Below are 21,574 nucleotides of genomic sequence, written 5' to 3' on the forward strand. Positions count from 1 at the left end.
CGGGCGCAGCGGTCAGTCCCGCAGCGCCCAGGCGTGCCACTCGTCGATCCACCGGTTCCGCGCGGCCACCGCGTCCTCGATCTCCGCGGGCCCGGCCGGCGGACGGCCGGCCGCGCGCCACAGCTCCTGGGCGGCCCGGCTCGGCACCCGCTCGGTCAGGCCGGTGCCGTAGAGCAGCGTCTCGGTGATCGCGCGCTGCCGCAGCCCGTCGTCCTCGCGGAACCAGGCGGCCTCCTCGGACAGCCGCCCGAGCTGCCCGACGATGTCCCGCACGGCGTCGTGAGCCTCGTCCTCGCTCTGATCGGCGAGGTCGGCCTGGCGCCGCACGGCGGCCCACCAGAGCTCCCGCCAGCCCGCCGGGTAGTGCCCGCCGACCTGACTGCGCAGGGCCAGCGACGTCTCGACCAACTCCCGGTGCGGCTCCATCCGGCCCCTCTCCCCGTCGAGAGTGTCGCATCGGACGGGCAGAGGGACCCACGCGGCTCGGCCTCCTCGGCGAGCCGTCGTTGACCTCAGGAGAGCCAGTCGGTCAGGACCCGCAAGGCCGCGTGGATCTCGCCGACCTGGACGAACTCGCCGTCGGTGTGGGCCAGCAGCGGGTCGCCCGGGCCGAAGTTGATCGCCGGGATGCCCAGCTCGGCGAAGCGCGACACGTCCGTCCACCCGAGCTTGGCCTGCGGCTCCCGGCCGACCAGCTGCACGAACTCCTTGGCCACCGGCGCCTCCAGCCCCGGCCGCGCACCCGGCGCCCGGTCGGTCACCTCCAGCGCGAACCCGGCGAAGACCTCGCGCAGGTGCGCCTCGGCCTCGTCCGTGCTGCGGTCCGGCGCGAACCGGTGGTTGACGTACACCGTGCAGAGGTCCGGGATCACGTTCCCCGCGATGCCGCCCTCGATCTTCACGGCGTTGAGGCCCTCGTGATATTTCAGCCCCTCCACCACCGGCTGCCGCGGCACGTACGCCCGCAGCACGTCCAGCACCGCCCCCGCGCTGTGGATCGCGTTGCTTCCCTTCCAGGAGCGCGCCGAGTGGGCCGCCACCCCGGGCACCGAGATCTTCACCCGCATGGTCCCCTGGCAGCCGCCCTCGACGGTCCCGTCGGACGGCTCGCCGAGCACCGCGAAGTCCCCGGCCAGCCACTCCGGGTGGTTGCGCACCAGACGGCCCAGCCCGTTCAGCCGGGCGGCGACCTCCTCGTGGTCGTAGAAGACGTAGGTGATGTCGTGCCGGGGCTCGGTGAGCACGGCCGCGAGCCGCAGCATCACGGCCACGCCGGCCTTCATGTCGGTGGTGCCCCGGCCCCGCAGGATCTCCCCGTCGAGCACCGTCGGCAGGTTGTCCGCGATCGGCACCGTGTCCAGGTGCCCGGCGAGCACCATCCGGGTGTCCCGGCCGAGGTGGGTGCGGGCCACCACCGCGTCACCGTCGCGCAGCACCTCCAGGTGGGCGTACCCGCGGAGCGCCGCCTCCACGAGGTCGGCCAGTGCCGTCTCGTCCCCGCTGACCGAGGGGACGTCGCAGATCGCTTGGGTGAGGGTGACCACGTCGCCGGTGAGATCGAGATTAGCCATGTTGCAACTTTATCAGAGTCGGGGCATTATTATGCAGCGACCTGGTAGCGGTAGGGTCAGCGAAGAATGCCGAACGTGAACAACGAGGAGTAGGTGTGCCGGAGAGCGAAGAGCCCACACGGCTCTGGGGTGCTCGTTTCGCGGGTGGCCCGGCGGAGGCGCTGGCCCGGCTGAGCGTCAGCGTCCAGTTCGACTGGCGCCTCGCGCCGTACGATCTGCTCGCCTCCCGCGCCCACGCCCGCGTCCTGGCGAACGCGGGTCTGCTCGACGCGGACGAGCTCGGAAAGATGCTGGCCGCGCTGGACGACCTCGACGCCGCCTGCGCCGCGGGCGAGTTCCGTCCCACGATCGAGGACGAGGACGTGCACACCGCCCTGGAGCGGGGTCTGCTGGAGCGCCTCGGCGCGCTCGGCGGCAAGCTGCGCGCCGGCCGGTCCCGCAACGACCAGGTCGCCACCGACCTGCGGCTCTACCTGCGCGACCACGCCCGCGGCGTGGCCCAGTCGGTGATCGAGCTGGCCGACGCGCTCACCGAGCAGGCCGCCCGCAACGTCGACACCCCGGCGCCCGGTCTCACCCACGTGCAGCACGCCCAGCCGGTCAGTTTCGGTCACTGGCTGCTCGCCCACGTGCAGCCGCTGCTGCGCGACCTGGAGCGCTTCCGGGACTGGGACACGCGGACCGCGATCAGCCCGCTCGGCTCCGGCGCGCTCGCCGGCTCGTCGCTGCCGCTCGACCCGGCCGCCGTCGCCAAGGAGCTGGGCTTCACCGCCCCCGCGCCGAACTCGATGGACGCCGTCGCGGACCGTGACTTCGTCGCCGAGTTCCTCTTCATCACCAGCCTGATCGGCGTGCACCTCTCCCGCCTCGGCGAGGAGGTGGTGCTCTGGACCTCGACCGAGTTCGGCTGGGTCGAGCTCGACGACGCCTTCGCCACCGGCTCCTCGATCATGCCGCAGAAGAAGAACGCCGACATCGCCGAGCTGGCCCGGGGCAAGTCCGGCCGCCTCATCGGCGGTCTGGTCGCGGTGCTGACCATGCTCAAGGGCCTGCCTCTCACGTACGACCGGGACATGCAGGAGGACAAGGAGCCCGCCTTCGACGCGGTCGACACCCTCGAACTGCTGCTCCCCGCGCTGGCCGGCATGATCTCCACGATGACGGTCCGGGTGGACCGGCTGGCCGCCGCCGCGCCGGTCGGCTTCTCGCTCGCCACCGAGGTCGCCGACTGGCTGGTCCGCAAGGGTGTGCCGTTCCGCGACGCGCACGAGATCACCGGCAAGCTGGTCGCGCTCTGCTCCGCGCGCGACTGCGAGCTGAACGACGTGACCGACGACGACCTGAAGACGATCAGCGAGCACCTCGACCCGTCGGTCCGCGAGGTCCTCTCCGTCGCGTCCGCCCTGGCCGCCCGCACCACGCCGGGTTCGACCGGTCCGGGCCCGGTCGCCGACCAGCTCGCCACGGTCCAGCACAAGCTCGACACGTGGCGCCAGTGGGCGGTCGCGAAGGTCGTACCGCGGTAGTTCCGCTCAGAGAGATCGGAAGCGGTCCGTTGACCGCTTCCGATCTTTTTGCCGTACGGATCACCGCACGCGGTTCCGTCGTACCGCCGTTGTAGCGTGCCGCCATGTCGTTCGAGCTACCCGAACCCTGGCGTTCCGAGATCCGTCCCCGCCGCGGCACCAGCGCGCTCCCGGTCGATCCGGATCCCGCCGCCCGGAAGGTCGTCGACGAGATCCTGGCGAAGGTCCCCGGTTTCCCCGAGGCCGTGGTCGCCAGCGAATACACCGATCCCGCGCTGCGTGCCCCGGCCGCCGCCTGGCTCACCGGTGATCCGCGGGCCACTCCCGCCGGAGCCGCGCTGATCGCGACGGCCGCCGCGGCAGCCGATTGGCCGGAGGCGGCCCGGCACCCGTGGTTCGCCGAGGTCTGGCTCGCCGAGCACGGCATCCGGTTCGCCGCCGAGGCCGCCACCGAACTGCTCGGCCTCCACCTGGTGGCCGAGAACGATCGGGAGCTTCGCCGGGCGGTCCGCCACGACGGCACCGAGACCGCGGGCGTCCGTCGCCGCCGTTCCGACGAGCACCGCTGGTCCCACTACTTCCACACCCCAGAGATCAACACCCTTCTCCGGGTACGGCTGTCGCTGGCGACCGCTCCCGCCGGCACCTATGCGGAAACGGTCAAGGCGCTGGCTGACTACCGCTCGCTGGGCGCGTACCAGCGCTGCGCCACCTCCGTCCTGGCGCCCACCGAGACCGCCTGGGTGGCCGAGGACTGCGCCGCGGCGATCGCGGACGGCGACACCTGCCGCCTGGCCCTGCTCCGCCTCGCCGCGGGCACCGCCGAGCAGGCCGGCGCGCTCGCCGAGGCGTACCCCCGGGCCTGGCGCGGCGGCTACGCCACCCTGATCGACGGCGTCGGCCCGGACGCCGCCGTCGCCCCACTGTTCCGCTTCTTCGACCGGCTCGCCCCGAAAGACGCCGACGAACGCCGCCCGCTGCTCGCCCTGATCGCGCTGCTCCCCGTCGAGGACGCGGTGCGGGGTCTCATCGACCGGGCCACCGAGCGCCACGTCCGCCCGGCCCTGATCGAGGCGGCACGGCGCTTCCCCGCCCTCGCCCTGCCTCTGCTCGCCGAGGCACCGGAGCGGTCCGGCGTCACCACGATCCTTCGCGCCCTGGTCCTCGCCGACCCGGCCCGTGCCCGGGAGCTCGCCGGCCCGTCCCGCGCGGGGGATTACACCGTCTCGGACCGTGCCGCGGCCCGCATCCGGTCCGTCCTCGCCGGCGCCGAGCGCCCGGTCGCCACCCCGGCCGAGCTGCCCGACCTGCTGACCAGCCCGCCCTGGCGCGCCCCGAAGACCGCCACCGGCCCGCTCGCCCTCCTCCCACCCAAGCTGCCCCGCCTGCCGGACTGGATCGATCCGGATCTCCTGCCCCCGGTCCGCCTCCGCTCCGGGACGGTGCTCCCCGCCGAGGTCTCCCGTGACCTGGCGATGGTCTTCGCGCTGGGCCGCCCCGGCACGCCCTACCCCGGCGTCGAGGTGGTGCGCGAGCTCCTGGAGCCCGCCGACCTGGCCGGGTTCACCCGGGCGCTGTTCCAGGCGTGGATCTCCGACGGCGCGGCGAGCGGACAGAGCTGGATCCTCGAGGCCCTCGCGCTGACCGGGGACGACGAGACCGTCCGGGTCCTGACGCCGTACATCATGATCTGGCCTGGCGAGAGTGCCCACGCCCGCGCGACGGCCGGGGTCCGCGTGCTGGCCGGGATCGGCACCGAACTCGCGCTCCGCCACCTGAACACCATCGCCGAGCGGTCCCGGTTCGCGACCATCAAGACCGCCGCCACGTACCGGCTGGCCGAGGTGGCGGAGGCCCTGGGCCTCGGCACCGGGCAACTGGCAGACCGCCTCGTGCCGGACCTCGGTCTGGCCGGGGACGGCAGCCTCACCCTGGAGTACGGTCCGCGCCGCTTCACCGTCGGCTTCGACGAGCAGATGCGGCCGTACGTGCTGGACGCCGTGGGCCGCCGCCTGACGTCGCTTCCGCGGCCCGGCGCCCGCGACGACGCGGCGCTGGCCCCGGCGGCGCACGCCCGGTTCACCGCGCTGAAGAAGGACGCCCGCGCGGTCGCGGTCGAGCAGATCGGCCGCCTCGAACGGGCCATGGTCGCCGGGCGCCGTTGGTCGCTTCCGGACTTCCACCGGTACCTCGTCGATCATCCCCTGCTCCGGCACCTGTCCCGCCGCCTCCTCTGGTCCCACCACGTACCCGGCTCGCCCGGCGCACCCGGCTGTTTCCGTGTCGCCGAGGACGGTTCCCCGGCCGATGTGGACGACGAGACGGTGGAGCTCGCGGAGACCGGCCTGATCGGGCTCGTGCACCCGATCGAGCTGGACGCCGAGACCCTGGCTCGCTGGTCGGGACTCTTCGCCGACTACGAGATCCTGCAGCCGTTCCCGCAGCTCGCCCGGGAGACCGGCACGCTCACCGCGGAGGAGGCGGCGTCCCGCGAGCTCACCCGGTTCCGGGGGCGGCCGGTCCCCACCGGGGCGGTGCTGGGCCTGGAACGCCGGGGCTGGCGGCGGGAGAGCGCCGGCGACAACGGCGTCCAGTCCGCGGTCGGGGTCTCCTATGCCGACGCCGCGTTCTCGCTGGACCTGGACCCGGGCATCGTGGCCGGCATGGTGGAGATCAACCCCGAGCAGACCCTCGGCCGGGTCCTGCTCCAGGCCCCGGCCGGCACGACGCTCGGCGACCTGACTCCCGTCACCGTCTCCGAACTGCTCCGCGACCTGATCCGGCTGACCTCCTGACACCCGGCCCCGCGGGTCCGGTCGCACCCGGCCGGTAGCGTGCCGGCATGCTCTTCGAACTCCCGAAGCCGTGGCCGAACCGTGTGCACCCGCGCCGTGGGGGTGCCGTTCCGCCCCGCCGCCGGCCGGAGCGGACGGCACCGTCGGGAGTCCGGTCCACGATGAAGCTCCGGGCGGGCCACTTCGCCGCGGCGCTCGCCCACCCGCACACCGACCCCACCCTGGCGCGAGCCCTCACCACCTGGCTCGCGACCGAGTCCACCGCCTCCGCCGACGCGGCCTCCGCCGACGCCGCCTCCGCCGGCTCGCACGCCGCCACCGCCGGCTCGCACGCCGCCACCGCCGGCTCGCACGCCGCCACCGCCGGCTCGCACGCCGCCACCGCCGGCTCGCACGCCGTCGTGGAGTCCGGCTCGGTCGCGCCGGCCGCCGCGATCGCGGGCTCCGCGGGAGAGCCGGCCGGCGCGGCGGTGGTGGCGCTGATCAGTGAGGCGGTCACCAAGGAGACCGGGAGCACGGCCTGGTTCGCGGACGCCTGGACGCTGGAGCGTGGGGTGCGGTTCGCGGCGGAGGCGGTGACCGAGCTGCTCGCGCTGGTCATCGTGGACGACGAGGACCGGCCGATGCGGATGCCGCTGACGGGGACGCCGGTGCCGTCGTTCGGGGTGCGGCGCCGCCGGGCCGGGGAACGCCGGGTCGTCGCGGTCGACCGGGATCCGGAGCTGCTCGCCCTGCTGCGGGTGCGGGCCTACCTCGCCCAGGCGCCCGGCGACGTCTACGCGGACACGGTGACGGCGCTGGCCGGGTACCGGGAACACGGCGAGCTTCAGCGGTGCGCGACCTCGGTGCTGGCGCCGGCCGAGACCGCGTGGGTGGCCGCCGACATCGCCGCGCTGGCGGACGAGCCGGACCGGTATCGCGGCGGCCTCCTGCTCACCTCGGCCGGGACCGCCGAGCAGGCCGAGGCCCTCGCCGGATACGGGCTCCGCCTCGGTACGCACTGGCCCGGCATCGCGCCCAGCTTCGTCGAGGGGGTGGGCGCCGCGGCGGCCGGGCCACTGCTGAGCTGGCTCGACCAGCTGCCGGAATCGGACAACCTGCACCGGAAACCACTGCTCGCCCTGCTCGCGGTCCTGCCGGGGGAGACCGCGATGACCGGACTGATCGACCGGGCGCGGCGACGGCACGTCCGGACGTACCTGGGCGAGGCCGCGCTGCGCTTCCCGGCGACGGCGCTGCCGCTGCTGGCCGCCCAGCCGGACCGAGCCGGCCTCGGCGACCTGCTGCACGGTGTGGTCCGGGCCGAGCCGGAACTCGCCGAGCGGATCGCCGCCGGCCACAGCGGTGCCGCGGCCGGGCGGATCCGGGCGCTGCTCACGGGCGAGGCGCCCGCGGTGGCCGCCGTGGCGGAGCTGCCGCCGGTCTTCGCGGCGCCACCGTGGCGGGACGCCCAGCGGGTGATCAAGCTGCCGAGCGGGTACCGCGGGCGGATCGCCGAGCACGTCATCCCGGAGCGGGAGGAGTGGGCGCCGGGGGAGCGTGCGGAACTGCTCGCGGGGTTCGAGCCGGAGCCGCTCGCCGATCCGGAGCGGGTCGCCCGGCGGCTGGCGGACCACAGCCCGGGGTGGATGCGCAAGCAGGACTTCGGGGAGGAGATCCGGTTCTTCGTCACCGCGCCGGAGGAGCTGGCCGGGCCACTGATCGGTGGCTGGATGCCGCACCCGGAGGGGCCGATGGCCGCCGCGGTTCCGGTCCGTGCGTGGATGGGGCGGATCGTGGCCCGCTTCGGCACCCGGGCGGTACGCCCGCTCTGGTCGCTCTACCCGGTGTGCCCGGCCGAGGCGGTGCGCGTGATGCGGCCGCTGGTCTGCACCCGGGCCGTGACGCTGGCCGCCTGGGCGCTGGCCACCAAGCGGGACGCGCGCGAGGTCGCCCTGGACTGGCTGGACCGGCACGCCGAGGCCGCCGCCCCGGTGCTCACCTGGAACGCGACCTCGACCGCCGAGGACGAACGGACCGTCTTCCGGCTGGCCGTGCTCGCGATGATCGAAATGGGTCACGGCGCGGCGATCGAGACGGCAGCCAAGGAACACGGACCGGCGGTCGCCGAGGCGGTCGAGCGGCTGTTCGCCACCGATCCCCTGTCGATCCTCCCGGCCGGGATCCTCCGGCTGCCGTCCTGGGTGGACCCGGCGCTGCTGCCCCCGGTCCGCCTGCGCGGTGACAGCGGTGACGGCGGTGACGGCGGTGACGGCGGTGACGGCGGTGACGGCGGTGACGGCGGTGACGGCGGTGACAGCGGTGACGGCGGTGACAGCGGTGAGGATGCGAGTGCGGGCGTGGGTGACGGTGGCGGCCCTGGGGCGGTTCTTCCGGCGGCGTCGGTGCCGGATCTCGTCACGGCGATCATGCTGGCGGGGCAGGAGATCGAGTATCCCGCGGTGCGAGCGGTCCGGGACGCGGTGGAGCCCGGTGATCTGGCGGCGTTCGGGTGGGCGCTGCTCCAGGGCTGGGAGTCGGCGGGTGGGAAGCTCCGGGAGGACTGCCCGTTGGAAGCGCTGGCGCGGATCGCGGATGACGAGACCGTACGACGGCTCACCGCACGGCTCCTGGTCTGGCCGGGGCAGAGTGCGCACCAGCGGGCCGGCGCCGGGCTGGCGGTGCTCGCCCGGATCGGGACCGAGAGCGCGCTGATGCACCTGCACCACATCGCCGAGCGGTCGACGTACCGGGCGTTCAAGGCCCGCGCGGAGCAGCACCTGACCGAGGTGGCGATGGGGCTCGGGCTCACCACGGAGGCCCTCGCCGACCGGGTGACGCCGGATCTCGGGCTGTCGGAACCGGGGAACGACGTCGCCGACTACGGGAGCCGTCGATTCATGATCGGCTTCGACGAGCAGCTCCGGCCGTACGTCAGGAATGAGAACGGCCGGCGGCTGACGACGCTGCCGAAACCCGGTGCGAAGGATGACGCGGCGAAGGCCGCGGCGGCGAACCGGCGGTTCACGGCGCTGAAGAAGGACCTGAAGACGATCTCCGGGGACCAGATCCATCGGCTGGAACGGGCGATGATCTCCGGTCGGCGCTGGGCGGTGGGGGATTTTCGGCGCTATCTGCTCGATCACCCACTTCTCCGGCATCTGGCCCGGCGGCTGGTGTGGGGCGTCTACGAACCGGCGGGCGCCCGCGCGGCGGCGGGTGCTGATGGGGCGGCGGGCGTCCGCGCGGCTGCGGGTGCTGATGGGGTGGCGGGCGCCCACGGGGCTGCGGGTGCTGATGGGGCGGCGGGCGTCCACGGGGCTGTGGGAGGGCTGGTCGGGTCGGTGCGCGTGGCCGAGGACGGGACGCTGGCCGATGTGGACGATGAGACCGTCACCCTCGCGGCCGATGCGCGGGTCGGGGTGGCGCACCCGCTGCATCTCGGGGAGGCGCTCGCGGGGTGGGTCGAGGTGTTCGGCGACTACGCGATCCTGCAGCCGTTCGCGCAGCTGGGGCGTGAGGTCGGCGTTCTGGGGGAGGACGAGGTGGCGGCTCGCCGGCTGACCCGGTTCGCCGGGCGGGTGGTGCCGACCGGGGCCGTGCTCGGGCTGGAGCGGGTGGGGTGGCGGCGGGTGAGCCCGCACGGCGACGGGGTGCAGTCGGAGGTCGTGGTCACGTACCCGGGTGGGCCGGAGTTCATCCTGACGCTGGAGCCGGGCGTGATCCCCGGTGTGCTGGAACTGCACCCGGAGCAGACGCTGGGCCCGGTCGGGACGCGCGGGCACCGCACCCTGGGCGAGCTGAACCCGGTGGCGGTGTCGGAGCTGCTCCGCGACCTGACCCGCCTGACCGTCTGAGCCCGGCCGCACCGGAGGAGACGCCAGCGGAAGGGTGCAGCGGTGGAAGGGAGCCGCAAGTGAAGGAATTTTCCGACATTGCTTTCACTTGGCGTGAGGTTTCGGCATCCCTGTGGTCTGTGTCACTTTTTCGGGAGGGTGGCGCTGAGCTGCCCGGGAACCGCCGGACATGGAAGAGCTTCCGCTGGATGACCGCCCCGGGTCGGTGGGCATCCCCGCCGGCCGGAGAAATGCGGGCCCCGGCCGGAGAAACGCGGGCGTGGGCCGACCCTCAGTCGTCACTCCGAGCGACCGCTGTGGGCGTGAACACGCTCTCACGGGTGGCCCGCGGAAGCGCTGCGGTGTTCATGCAAGAACTTTCAGAAACATGATCACGCGGCGGTGGTGTCGGCCGGGACGCGGCGGCGGGCGGGTGCCACCGCGGTCGAGTTGCGGACCACCAGCTCGGGGCGGAAAAGGTACTCCGACCTGGGCGAACCGTGACCGTTGATGTCGTCCACGAGGGAGCGGACGGCGGCCACCGCCATCGCCGTGACCGGCTGACGGAGCGTGGTCAGCGGCGGGTCGGTGAAGGCCATCAGCGGCGAGTCGTCGAAGCCGATCACCGAGACGTCGCCGGGCACGCTGAGTCCCCGCCGGCGGGCGGCCCGGATCGCGCCGAGCGCCATCAGGTCGGAGCCGCAGACGATGCCGGTCGCGCCCTTCGCCATCAGGTGATCCGCCGCGACCTCGCCACCCTCGACGCCGAAGAGCGTCAGCTCGACCAGCTCGTCCACATCGGAGTCGGCGATGCCGAGTTCGCGCTTCAGCGCCACACGGTAACCGGCCAGCTTGCGCTTCACCGGCGTGAACCGGTTGGGTCCGGAGATCATGCCGATCCGCCGGTGACCGAGCGCCACCAGGTGGCTGACCGCCAGGTCCCCGGCGAGCTCGTCGTCGCAGGAGATGAAGGGCGCGTCGATGCCCGCGGTGAAGCCGTTGACCAGCACGATCGGCAGCGGCCGGCCGACCAGGCGGAGGTAGCGCTCGCGGTCGGACGTGGTGTCGGCGTGCAGGCCGGAGACGAAGATGATGCCGGAGACCTGCCGATCGAGCAGCATCTCCACGTACTCGTCCTCGGTGACGCCGCCGGGTGATTGCGTGCAGAGCACCGGCGTGTACCCGGACTGGGCCAATGTCGACTCGATGACCTGCGCGAACGCCGGGAAGATCGGGTTCTCCAGCTCGGGCACGACGAGGCCCACCAGGCCGGCGCTGCGCTTGCGCAGCCGTTCCGGGCGCTCGTAACCGAGAACGTCCAGTGCGGTCAGGACCGCCTGCCGGGTCTCCGGGGATACGCCCGGCCGGTCGTTGATGACACGCGAGACCGTCGCCTCGCTGACCTGGGCTTGCCTGGCGATGTCCGCCATCCGTGCGCGCATGTTGTCACTGTAGTGCCGAGCTGTTACCGGTCATCGTTCTGCAAGGTCTTCCATTGACTGCAAGTGCTTGCTAACGTCCCCGCAACAAGGACGACACGTAACCGATCTCGTGAGTTCGGGCTGCTGGCGCCTCTTCCGCGTAGCTGTGCCCGCGCTCCGGACACCCCTTTATCTCATTGCCCGGTCACTTCCGCGTGCCCGGAACCCGATGACAGGAGCAGCTCGATGCGCATCCGAACCGCGGGTGTGATTGCCGTTTGCATGATGGCCACGCTCGGTGTGGCCGCGTGTGGTGACAAGGATGAGGCGGCGGGAAGCAACCCCTCCGCGCAGGCCGCCTCCGGCGAACTCGTGATCTGGGCGGACGACAAGCGGGCCGCCGCGCTGAAGCCCTTCGCCGACAAGTTCGGCACGGAGAACGGCGTGACCGTGACGATCCAGGCGATCTCGAAGGACCAGCAGACCACCTTCCTCACCGCCTCCCAGCAGGGCAGCGGCCCGGACGTGATGGTCGGCGCGCACGACTGGATCGGCAACCTGGTGCAGAACGGCGCCATCGACCCGGTCCAGCTCTCGGACGAGCAGAAGGCCGGGTTCGAGGCGGGCGCCCTCAAGGCGGTCACCTTCAACGGCCAGACCTACGGCGTCCCGTACGCGACCGAGAACCTGGGCCTGATCCGCAACACCGACCTGGCCCCGGACGCGCCCGCCACCATCGAGGACCTGGTCGCCGCCGGCAAGAAGCTGAAGGCGGAGAAGAAGGTCACCAACATCCTCTGCCTGCAGTCCGGTCAGACCGGCGACGCGTACCACGCGTACCCGCTCTACGCCTCGGCCGGCGGCTACCTCTTCGGCACCAACGCGGCCGGCGACTACGACGCCGCCGACCTGGGTGTCGGCACGGCGGGCTCGATCGCGGCGTTCGAGAAGCTGCGCGCGCTCGGCGAGAAGGGTGACGGCGCCCTGACCCGCTCGATCACCCCGGACAACGCGATCGCCACCTTCACCGGCAAGAAGTGCGCGTACCTGGTCTCCGGGCCGTGGGCGACCGCCGACGTCAAGAAGGCGAACATCGCGTACGACATCAGCCCGGTCCCGGCGTTCAAGGGCGGCAAGGAAGCCACGCCGTTCCTCGGGGTGCAGACCTTCTACGTCGCGGCGAAGGGCAAGAACAAGGCGCTGGCCCAGGAGTTCGTCACCAACTACGTGACCACCCCGGACCTGGCCGTCGCGCTCTACGACGCCGAGGCCCGCCCGCCGGCGCTGACCGCCGCCCTGGAGCAGGTCAAGGCGCAGGACCCGGACCTGGCGAAGTGGACCGAGGCCGGTAAGAACGCCATCCCGCTGCCGGCGATCCCCGCGATGGCCGCCATCTGGGAGCCGTTCGGCAAGGCCGAGGCCGCCGTGATCGGTGGCGCGGACGCCAAGACCACGGTCGAGGCCGCGGCCAAGACGATCCAGGCCGCGATCAAGTAATGACGACGCAGCTCGAGGGGCCCGCCACGCGGGCCCTTCCCGCCCCCGCGACGGTGACCGAGAGGAACCAGACGGCCGGCGGGCTCCTGATCAAGGTCCTGCTGCTCGGCGTGGTCGTGGCGATCGCGGTCTGGGCTGCGTTCCCGCTGGCCGGCGGCGGGCACTGGACCGGCGTGGGCATCCTGGCGCTCACCACCGCCGCGCTGCTCTACCTGTACCTCACCCGGCGGCACGTCCCGGCGAAGTACCTGGTGCCCGGCACGATCTTCCTGATCGTCTTCCAGATCTACCCGGTGCTCTACACGGCGAGTACCGCGTTCACCAACTTCGGGGACGGTCACCGGGGCAGCAAGGCCGACGCGATCACCGCCATCCAGACAGCGTCGGTCACCCGGGTGCCCGGCTCCACCGAGTACAGGCTCCAGATCCTGGTCAAGGGTGACCCGCTCACCGGTCCCCTGGCCTTCCGGATCACCGACCCGAAGACCGGCGCGGTGCAGGTGGGCGACGCCGACGGCCTCAAGGACGGAACCGGGGACGGCTACACCGTGCTCAACGCCGGGCAGGCCAGCGCCCGGAGCAAGGAGATCACCGACTTCACCGTGCCGACCGGGGGCGGGGCGATCCGCTCCTCCGGCCTCTCCCGGGCGTATGAGGGACAGGCGGTCCGGGCGTACGACGCGGCGACCGACAGCATCCGGGACGCGAACACCGGCAAGGTGTGGACGGCGGACGGCGCGACCGGATCGTTCGTGGCGAGCGACGGCGAGAAGCTGGCCCAGGGCTGGCAGACCGGCGTCGGGTTCACCAACTTCACCCGGGTGCTGACCGACGACACCATCGGGTCGGACTTCCTCCGTACCCTGATCTGGGACCTGGTCTTCGCGCTCGGCTCGACCGGCGGGACCTTCCTGCTCGGCATGTTCTGCGCGATCGCCCTGCAGTCCACCCGGGTCCGGTTCCGCGGCCTCTACCGGATCCTGATGGTCCTGCCGTACGCCATGCCGTCGTTCGCGATGCTGCTGGTCTGGCGGGACATGTTCAACACCGACTTCGGCCTGATCAACAACGTGCTCGGGATCGGCGTGGACTGGTTCGGCACCGGCATCACGGCCCAGCTCGCGGTGCTGCTGGTCCAGCTCTGGCTCGGGTATCCGTACATGTTCCTGGTGACCACCGGTGCGCTGCAGTCGATCCCGGGCGAGCTGCGGGACGCGACCAGGGTGGACGGTGCCGGCCCGTTCCAGGCGTTCCGGAAGATCACCATGCCGCTGCTGCTGGTGGCGCTCACCCCGCTGCTGATCTCGTCGTTCGCGTTCAATTTCAACAACTTCAACGCGATCTACCTGACCACCGAGGGCGGGCCGTTCCCGGCGGACAACCCGAACAGCGGCGCCACCGACCTGCTGATCACGTACACGTACCGGCTGGCCTTCGGCGGTTCCGGAGCGCAGTACGGCTACGCCGCCGCCGTCTCGATCTTCATCTTCCTGATCGTGGCGGTCGTCTCCGCGGTGAGCTTCCGCAAGACCCGTTCGCAGGAAGAGGTGTACTCGTGAAGTGGTTCCGTGAGGTCGGGTGGCGGCACCTCGTCGCGATCGCGGCCGTGCTCTTCTCGCTCGGGCCGATCGTCTTCGTGCTCTCCGCGGCGCTGAACCCGCTGGGCACCCTGTCGACGAGCAACCTGGTCCCCCGCGGGTTCTCGATCGACAACTTCACCCGGCTGTTCCGGGACACCGACTTCGGCTCCTGGTTCCTGAACTCGGTGGTGATCGCCGGGCTGGCCAGCGCGATCGCGGTCTTCCTCTCGGCACTCGCCGCGTTCGCGTTCAGCCGGCTGCGCTTCACGGGACGGCGTACCGGACTCCTGTCGCTGCTCTTGATCCAGATGTTTCCGCAGTTCCTGGCGATCGTCGCGCTCTTCCTGATCTTCTCGAAGATCACCGAGTGGTGGCCGCCGATCGGCTTCAACACCTGGTGGGGCCTGATTCTGCTCTACCTCGGCGGCGCGCTGGGCGTGAGCACCTGGCTGATGAAGGGCTTCTTCGACACGGTCCCGAAGGAACTGGACGAGTCGGCGACGGTCGACGGCGCCTCGCACGCCGAGATCTTCTTCAAGATCTTGTTGCCGCTGGTCTCGCCGATCATCGCGGTCAGCGGCCTGCTCGCCTTCATCGGCACGATCAACGAGTTCCTGATCGCCAACGTCTTCCTGCGCGACGGCGGCTCGAAGACCCTCGCGGTCGGGCTCTACGGCCTGGTCCAGGGCTCGGAGCGGAACACCAACTTCGGCATCTTCTGCGCGGGCACCCTGCTCACCGCGATCCCGACCGTGGGCGTCTTCATGTATCTGCAGCGCTACATCGTCGAAGGGCTTTCGGCGGGTGCCGTCAAGGGCTGACCATCGACATGCGTAACTCCTGAACCGATCCCACCGAATCGGAAGGGCACATCGTGGCATCGAGTAAACGCCGGCTGGGGGCCGCGCTGCTCAGCCTTCTTCTTCCCATGATCGCGGTGCCGGCGGCCGAGGCGGTCGCCGCACCGGCCGAGCCGAGCGCGTCGGTCATCGCGAGCTGGGGTTCCGACCAGCCCGCCACGAACGAGCAGTACTACTTCGTCCTGCCGGACCGGTTCGCGAACGGCGACACCACCAACGACCGGGGCGGACTGGCCGGGGACCGGCTCTCCACCGGGTACGACCCCACGGACAAGGGCTTCTACCACGGCGGCGACCTCAAGGGCGTCATCGACCGCCTCGACTACATCCAGGGTCTGGGCACCACGGCGATCTGGCTGGCGCCGGTCTTCGAGAACCGCCCGGTGCAGGGGAGCGGGTCGGACGTCTCGGCCGGCTACCACGGTTACTGGATCACCGACTTCACCCGGGTCGACCCGCACTTCGGCACCAACGCGGACCTGAAGAGGCTGGTCAGGCTCGCGCACCAGCGGGGCATGAAGATCTACCTCGACATCATCGTCAACCACACGGCCGACGTGATCAAATACGCCGAGGACGAATACGGATATGTCGATAAATCGACGTCACCGTACACGGACACCGAGGGGCAGCCGTTCGAGGACGCCAACTATGCGTCGGGCGGAAGCGGATTCCCGTCGGTAGATGCGACGTCGTTCCCATACACGCCGACATTTGCCAATAAGTCGGATAAATCGGTCAAGGTGCCTTCGTGGCTGAACGACGTCACCATGTACCACAACCGGGGTGACTCCACCTTCTCCGGTGAGAACAGTGAATACGGTGACTTCTACGGCTTGGACGACCTGTGGACCGAGCGTCCCGAGGTCGTCCAGGGGATGACGAAGATCTACGCCGACTGGATCACCTCGACCGGCATCGACGGCTACCGCCTGGACACGGTCAAACACACCGACCTGGAGTTCTGGCCGCAGTTCACCCAGGGCATCGAGAAGGCGGGCGGCAAGGACTTCTTCATGTTCGGCGAGGTCTACAGCGCCGACCAGGAGATCGAGTCCACCTACGTCCGCGAGGGCGGGCTCCCGGCCACCCTCGACTTCTCCTTCCAGGAGGCCGCGAAGAACTTCGTGACCGGGGCGGGTTCCGCGAGCAGTCTCTCCGACCTGTACGCGAAGGACGACCTCTACACCGCGCGGGACACCAGCGCCGAGCGGCTGCCGACCTTCCTCGGCAACCACGACATGGGCCGGATCGGCTACTACATCGCCGGGGCGGCGAGCGCCGACACCCAGCTCAAGCGGGACCAGCTCGCCCACGAGCTGATGTTCCTCACCCGGGGTCAGCCGGTCGTCTACTCCGGCGACGAGCAGGGCTTCACCGGCGCCGGCGGCGACAAGGACGCCCGGCAGGACATGTTCGCGACCAAGAGCGCGGACTACCTGGACGACGACCTGATCGGCACCGACCGGACCCACGCGGTCGACAACTACGACACGTCGCACCCGCTCTACCGGACGATCGCCGCACTCGCCGCGCTCCGCAGGGCCAACCCGGCCCTGGTGAACGGCGAGCAGATCACCCGGTACGCGGCCGGCGGCCAGGGCGTCTTCGCGGCCTCCCGGATCGACCGGTCCACCCGGGCCGAGTACGTGGTGGCCTCGAACAACGCCACCATCACGCAGACCGTCAGTTTCGCCACCTCGTCGCCGGGCGCGGTTTTCGCCGGCCTCTACGGCGGGGCCTCCGCGGTCACCGCGGGCGCCGACGGCACGATCACGATCACCGTGCCGGCGCTCTCCTCGGTCGTCCTCAAGGCCGGCACCGCGATCGCGAAGGCCACCGCCGCGCCGACCATCACCATCGCGGCGACGAGCGGCGCGACGGCGGCGACCCGCACCGAGCTCACCGCGACGACCACCGGCGACCCGCTCGCCACGGTCACCTACGCGGTCCAGGTCGGCGGCGGCTCCTGGCAGCTGCTCGGCACCGCGGACAGGGCGCCGTACCGGATCTACCACGACCTGGACGGCCTGCCCGGCGGCACCACGGTGAAATACAAAGCAGTGGTGAAGGACAGCAGGGGACGGCTCGCCTCGTCGGCCACCGGCATCACGGTCGCCACACCCGCCGCGGCGTCGTCGGTCGGGTACGCCATCGTGCACTACCAGCGCACCGACGACGCGTACGACGATTACGGCCTCTACACCTGGGGTGACACCGACTCCTCGATGTCCACCACCTGGCCCGCCGGACAGCCGTTCGCGGGCGAGGACTCCTACGGACGATTCGCGTACGTCAAACTCGCTCCTGACGCGAAGAGCGTCGGGTTCATCGTGGTGAGCAAGGACGGGGTGAAGGACACCGACGCCGACCGCTCGCTCGATCCCACGACGACGCCCGAGGTCTGGCTCAAACAGGGCGACACCACGGTCTACACCTCGCGGCAGGCCGCCACCGGCGAACCCGACCCCGCTCCGGACGCGACGACCGCGATCATCCACTGGCGGAAGGCGGACGGCGACTACACCGGCTGGGGCCTGTACGTCTGGGACGGCGCGGCGACCGGCACCGACTGGGGCAGCCCGCTGCAGCCGGCCCGGATCGACTCCTACGGCGCGGTCTTCGAGGTGCCGCTCGCGGCGGGCGCGACCGGCCTGAGCTACATCATCCACAACGGCGACACCAAGGATCTCCCCGCCGACCAGCGTCTCGACGTCACCACGGCGGGCCCGGAGGTCTGGCTGCTCGCCGGGCAGGCGGACCGGCTGCTGCCGCTGGTGGCGACCGCGGGCGGCACCGGCTCGACCGACCTGAGCAAGGAGTCGGCGGTCTGGATCGACCGGTCGACGGTGGCCTGGAAGACGAGCACCGGCAGCACCCTGGAACCGGTCGGCGCGGGCACCGACGGCAAGGTCTACGACCTGGTCTACTCCGCGACCGGCGGGATCGGGGTCGCCGACGGCGAGCTGACCGGCGACTACGACAGCGTCCGGCTCACCTCGCGGCGCAACGGGCTGACCGAGGCGCAGCGCGCGGAGTTCCCGCACCTCTGGCAGTACGGCGCCTTCCACGCTCCACTGAGGAACGCCGAGACGATCCTTCGCGGACAGGTCGTGATCACCGAGCGGGACACCGACGGGAAGCTGCTCGCCGCGACGGGGGTGCAGACGGCAGGGGTGCTCGACGACATCTACTCCTCGGCGACGGAGGCGACGCTCGGGCCGGCCTTCCGGAACGGGACCCCATCGGCCGCGGTCTGGGCGCCGACCGCGAGCAGCGTCGCGCTGGAACTGCACGACGGCTCCGCGACGACGGTCAAGGCCATGACCCGCGACGACGCGACCGGTGTCTGGTCGGTCAAGGGCGCCAAGGACTGGTACGGCAAGTACTACACGTTCCGGGTCACCGCCTGGCAGCCCGCCGCGCAGAAGATCGTGACCGCCTCGGTGACCGATCCGTACTCGGTGGCCCTCTCCACCGACTCGACGCTCAGCCGGTTCCTCGATCTCGACGACCCGGCGCTGGCCCCGACCGGATGGAGTTCGCTCAAGAAGCCCGCGGCGTCGAAGAGCATCCAGATCCAGGAGCTTTCAGTACGAGACTTCTCAATATCGGATGAATCGGTGGCAGAACAGGAGCGGGGCACCTACCGCGCCTTCACCTCGACCACATCGAGCGGCATGAGGCATCTGAAGGAGCTGGCCACCGCGGGCGTCACCCATCTCCACCTGCTGCCGGTCTTCGACTTCGCGACCATCCCGGAGAACCGGGCCGACCAGGCGCAGCCCGACTGCGACCTGGCCGCGATGGCCCCCGACTCGTCCGAGCAGCAGGCCTGCGTCGCGAAGACCGCCGCGACCGACGGCTACAACTGGGGCTACGACCCGCTGCACTACACGGTCCCGGAGGGCGGCTACGCGGTCGACCCGTCGAACCGGACGAAGGAGTTCCGGACGATGGTCCAGGGGATCAACAATGCCGGTCTGCGCGTGGTGATGGACGTCGTCTACAACCACACCTCGGCCGCCGGGGTCGCCGACGGCTCGGTGCTCGACCAGATCGTGCCCGGCTACTACCAGCGGCTGCTCGCCGACGGCACCGTCGCGAACTCCACCTGCTGCGCCAACGCCGCGCCGGAGAACGCGATGATGGGCAAGCTGGTCGTCGACTCCATCGTCACCTGGGCGAAGCAGTACAAGGTGGACGGATTCCGGTTCGACCTGATGGGCCACCACCCGAAGGCGAACATCCTCGCCGTCCGCAAGGCCCTCGACAAGCTCACCCTCGCCAGGGACGGCGTGGACGGGAAGAGCATCTACGTCTACGGCGAGGGCTGGAACTTCGGCGAGGTGGCGGACGACGTCCGCTTCGTCCAGGCCACCCAGGCGAACATGGCCGGCACCGGGATCGGCACCTTCAACGACCGGCTTCGCGACGCGGTCCGGGGCGGCGGCCCGTTCGACGAGAACCCGCGGATCCAGGGCTTCGCCTCGGGTCTCGCGGACCAGCCGAACGGCGACGCGGTCAACGGCGACGCGGCTTCCCGGCGCGCGCGGCTGCTGCACTACCAGGACCTGATCAAAGTCGGCCTGAGCGGTAACCTCGCCGGTTACTCCTTCACCGACACCAGCGGCGCCACGGTCACCGGGGCGCAGGTCGACTACAACGGCTCACCGGCGGGGTACACCGCGGCGCCGGACGAGGCGATCACCTACGTCGACGCGCACGACAACGAGATCCTGTACGACGCGCTCGCCTACAAGCTGCCGCAGTCCACCTCGGCGATCGACCGGGCCCGGATGCAGTCGGTGGCGCTCGCTACCACGGTGCTCGGCCAGGGCGCCGGGTTCGTGGCGGCGGGCAGCGAGCGACTCCGGTCGAAGTCGCTGGACCGGAACTCGTACGACTCGGGGGACTGGTTCAACGCGATCCAGTGGGACTGCACCCAGGGGAACGGCTTCGGCAAGGGGCTGCCGCCGGCGGCCGACAACGAGTCGAAATGGCCGTACGCCAAGTCCCTGCTCGCCGATGCGGCCCTGAAGGCGGACTGCGCGGCGATCGACCTGGCCGACTCCCGCTATCAGGAGCTGCTCCGGATCCGGAAGTCCTCGCCGGTCTTCGGGCTGGCCACCGCGGCCGAGGTGCAGAAGCGGCTCGCCTTCCCGCTCTCCGGCACGGCCGAGACGCCCGGCGTGATCACCATGACGCTGGACGCCCGCGGCCTCGGCGGGAAGTACACGTCGATCACCGTGGTCTTCAACGCCACCGCCTCGACGGCGACCCCGGAGGTCGCCGCGCTGGCCGGTAAGAGGATCACCCTGCACCCGGTGCAGCAGTCCTCGGCCGATCCGCTGGTCCGCACCGCGTCGTTCGCCGCGGCGACCGGCACCTTCACCGTCCCCGCCCGCACCGTCTCGGTCTTCGTCCAGAGCTGACCGAGCCCGATCCCCGGCCCCGCTCACCCGACCTCCATCCCGGGTGGGCGGGGCCGGTCACCATTCCCGCGCTCGGCCGCCCGGTGCTCGCCCGCCCGGTGCTCAGTCGTTCCGGTGTTCGGCCGCCAGTTCCCGGTACGCCTGGACCACCGCGTCGGTCTGCTCGGCCAGCTCCCCGGCGGTGTCGACGCCCGGGCTGCCGACGGCCTGGATGTCGATCGACGCGGCCGACTCGCGCAGCGTCTCGTCCAGCCGCCGCTCCCGGTCGAGGCGACGCCCGGCCCGCTCCGCCGCCGCCAGGCTCGCCTCCCGGGACGCGATCTGCTCGTCGAGCCGGCGCAGCGCCGCACGCGCCGTCGTCAGCTGCTCGGTGACGTCACGCTGGGCCCGGGGAAGGTCGTCGTCGGCGTACTCCTCCAGCGCGGCGAGGATCCGCCGGATGTCCTGATGCCGGGCGAGCACGTCGGCCAGGTCCCAGAGCGCCTGGTTCAGCGCCCATCGGGCGTCCCGCTCGTCGATCAGCCCGGCCAGCGCCGGCCAGGTGCCGGCCACCGATTCGGCGACGGTCAGGGCGTCCTGGAACCGCCGCCGCTCCGGCTCGTCGAAGAGCGTGCGGAAGAGCGCGCCGCCCCGGCCCGCCCCACCCTGATCCGCCCCACCCTGTTCGATCCCACCGCGATCCGTCCCGTCCCGATCCGTCCCGCTCTGCTCCGCCCGGGGTACCGTCTTCGCCTGCCGGCGCGCACGGAGCACCGGATCCAGGTAGGCGAGGGCGAAGAAGAGGACGCCACCGGCGCCCACGGCGAGCCCCGGTGTCACGCCCGCCGCCCAGAGCACGCCGGTGGCGAGGACCGGCGGCAGCAGGGCCACCGCGGGCCGGGCACCGGAGGGTGCGGGGTGCACGGTCTGCGCCGCGGACTCCCGCGCCTCGATGCCGCCCCACCGGGAGACCGTCATGTCCTCCCCGGTCACCCGGAGCCGCCGCAGCGACACGATGGTGCTCTTCGCGTCCCGGGCGATGAAGAGCCGGTCGATGGGCATGCGTCGTCCTCCCGCTGACTTACCGCTCGCGGG

Annotated in this window: 11 protein-coding genes; 7 read left to right on the forward strand and 4 right to left on the reverse strand. The window is 71.6% G+C overall.

Features of this window, described 5'->3' with window-relative positions; all coding sequences use genetic code 11:
- Window positions 1-12 precede the first annotated feature (12 nt).
- The gene (locus AB0M08_RS15010) at window positions 13-426 is read right to left on the reverse strand and encodes a hypothetical protein (RefSeq protein WP_364492776.1); all 414 of its coding nucleotides are present in this window, start codon (window positions 424-426) and stop codon (window positions 13-15) included.
- 86 nt (window positions 427-512) lie between these two features.
- Window positions 513-1,571 carry a succinyl-diaminopimelate desuccinylase gene (dapE, locus tag AB0M08_RS15015; RefSeq protein ID WP_364492778.1) on the reverse strand — a complete coding sequence of 353 codons (1,059 nt, stop codon included), beginning with the start codon at window positions 1,569-1,571 and terminating at the stop codon, window positions 513-515.
- 95 nt (window positions 1,572-1,666) lie between these two features.
- Between dapE and argH the strand changes: the two genes are divergently transcribed.
- The 3 genes from argH to AB0M08_RS15030 all read left to right on the forward strand — a co-directional run bounded on the left by argH (window position 1,667) and on the right by AB0M08_RS15030 (window position 9,728).
- Window positions 1,667-3,097 (forward strand): argininosuccinate lyase, encoded by a 1,431-nt coding sequence (gene argH, locus AB0M08_RS15020; protein ID WP_364492780.1) that lies wholly within the window; start codon window positions 1,667-1,669, stop codon window positions 3,095-3,097.
- 104 nt (window positions 3,098-3,201) lie between these two features.
- Window positions 3,202-5,892 (forward strand): DUF4132 domain-containing protein, encoded by a 2,691-nt coding sequence (locus tag AB0M08_RS15025; RefSeq protein ID WP_364492782.1) that lies wholly within the window; start codon window positions 3,202-3,204, stop codon window positions 5,890-5,892.
- Window positions 5,893-5,939: 47 nt separating this feature from the next.
- Window positions 5,940-9,728 (forward strand): DUF4132 domain-containing protein, encoded by a 3,789-nt coding sequence (locus tag AB0M08_RS15030; protein ID WP_364492784.1) that lies wholly within the window; start codon window positions 5,940-5,942, stop codon window positions 9,726-9,728.
- A gap of 371 nt (window positions 9,729-10,099) precedes the next feature.
- Here AB0M08_RS15030 and AB0M08_RS15035 read toward each other — a convergent pair whose 3' ends face one another.
- On the reverse strand, window positions 10,100-11,149 hold the full coding sequence (locus tag AB0M08_RS15035; protein ID WP_364492786.1) for a LacI family DNA-binding transcriptional regulator: 1,050 nt from the start codon (window positions 11,147-11,149) through the stop codon (window positions 10,100-10,102).
- Between the two features lie 225 nt (window positions 11,150-11,374).
- Here AB0M08_RS15035 and AB0M08_RS15040 point away from each other — a divergent pair, with 225 nt between their 5' ends.
- From AB0M08_RS15040 to pulA, 4 genes are all read left to right on the forward strand, one after another.
- On the forward strand, window positions 11,375-12,625 hold the full coding sequence (locus AB0M08_RS15040) for a maltose ABC transporter substrate-binding protein (protein ID WP_364492788.1): 1,251 nt from the start codon (window positions 11,375-11,377) through the stop codon (window positions 12,623-12,625).
- On the forward strand, window positions 12,625-14,184 hold the full coding sequence (locus tag AB0M08_RS15045) for an ABC transporter permease subunit (RefSeq protein WP_364492790.1): 1,560 nt from the start codon (window positions 12,625-12,627) through the stop codon (window positions 14,182-14,184). The genes AB0M08_RS15040 and AB0M08_RS15045 overlap by 1 nt, the downstream gene beginning before the upstream one ends.
- Window positions 14,181-15,026: a sugar ABC transporter permease gene (locus AB0M08_RS15050; RefSeq protein ID WP_364492792.1), complete on the forward strand. Its 846-nt coding sequence runs from the start codon at window positions 14,181-14,183 to the stop codon at window positions 15,024-15,026. Before AB0M08_RS15045 ends, AB0M08_RS15050 begins: the two co-directional genes overlap by 4 nt.
- A gap of 107 nt (window positions 15,027-15,133) precedes the next feature.
- Complete coding sequence (gene pulA, locus AB0M08_RS15055; RefSeq protein ID WP_364492894.1) at window positions 15,134-20,500, forward strand: pullulanase-type alpha-1,6-glucosidase; 5,367 nt, start codon at window positions 15,134-15,136, stop codon at window positions 20,498-20,500.
- Window positions 20,501-20,602: 102 nt separating this feature from the next.
- Here pulA and AB0M08_RS15060 read toward each other — a convergent pair whose 3' ends face one another.
- Window positions 20,603-21,541 (reverse strand): hypothetical protein, encoded by a 939-nt coding sequence (locus tag AB0M08_RS15060; protein WP_364492794.1) that lies wholly within the window; start codon window positions 21,539-21,541, stop codon window positions 20,603-20,605.
- Between the last annotated feature and the right edge of the window lie 33 nt (window positions 21,542-21,574).

It is taken from the genome of Actinoplanes sp. NPDC051851 (genome assembly GCF_040681165.1).
Lineage (GTDB): Bacteria > Actinomycetota > Actinomycetes > Mycobacteriales > Micromonosporaceae > Actinoplanes.

Coding starts and splice junctions, on each gene's coding strand:
- AB0M08_RS15010 (WP_364492776.1), bottom strand. CDS start 426: ATGGAGCCGCACCGGGAGTTGGTCGAGACGTCGCTGGCCCTGCGCAGT.
- dapE (WP_364492778.1), bottom strand. CDS start 1,571: ATGGCTAATCTCGATCTCACCGGCGACGTGGTCACCCTCACCCAAGCG.
- AB0M08_RS15025 (WP_364492782.1), top strand. CDS start 3,202: ATGTCGTTCGAGCTACCCGAACCCTGGCGTTCCGAGATCCGTCCCCGC.
- AB0M08_RS15030 (WP_364492784.1), top strand. CDS start 5,940: ATGCTCTTCGAACTCCCGAAGCCGTGGCCGAACCGTGTGCACCCGCGC.
- AB0M08_RS15035 (WP_364492786.1), bottom strand. CDS start 11,149: ATGCGCGCACGGATGGCGGACATCGCCAGGCAAGCCCAGGTCAGCGAG.
- AB0M08_RS15040 (WP_364492788.1), top strand. CDS start 11,375: ATGCGCATCCGAACCGCGGGTGTGATTGCCGTTTGCATGATGGCCACG.
- AB0M08_RS15045 (WP_364492790.1), top strand. CDS start 12,625: ATGACGACGCAGCTCGAGGGGCCCGCCACGCGGGCCCTTCCCGCCCCC.
- pulA (WP_364492894.1), top strand. CDS start 15,134: ATGATCGCGGTGCCGGCGGCCGAGGCGGTCGCCGCACCGGCCGAGCCG.
- AB0M08_RS15060 (WP_364492794.1), bottom strand. CDS start 21,541: ATGCCCATCGACCGGCTCTTCATCGCCCGGGACGCGAAGAGCACCATC.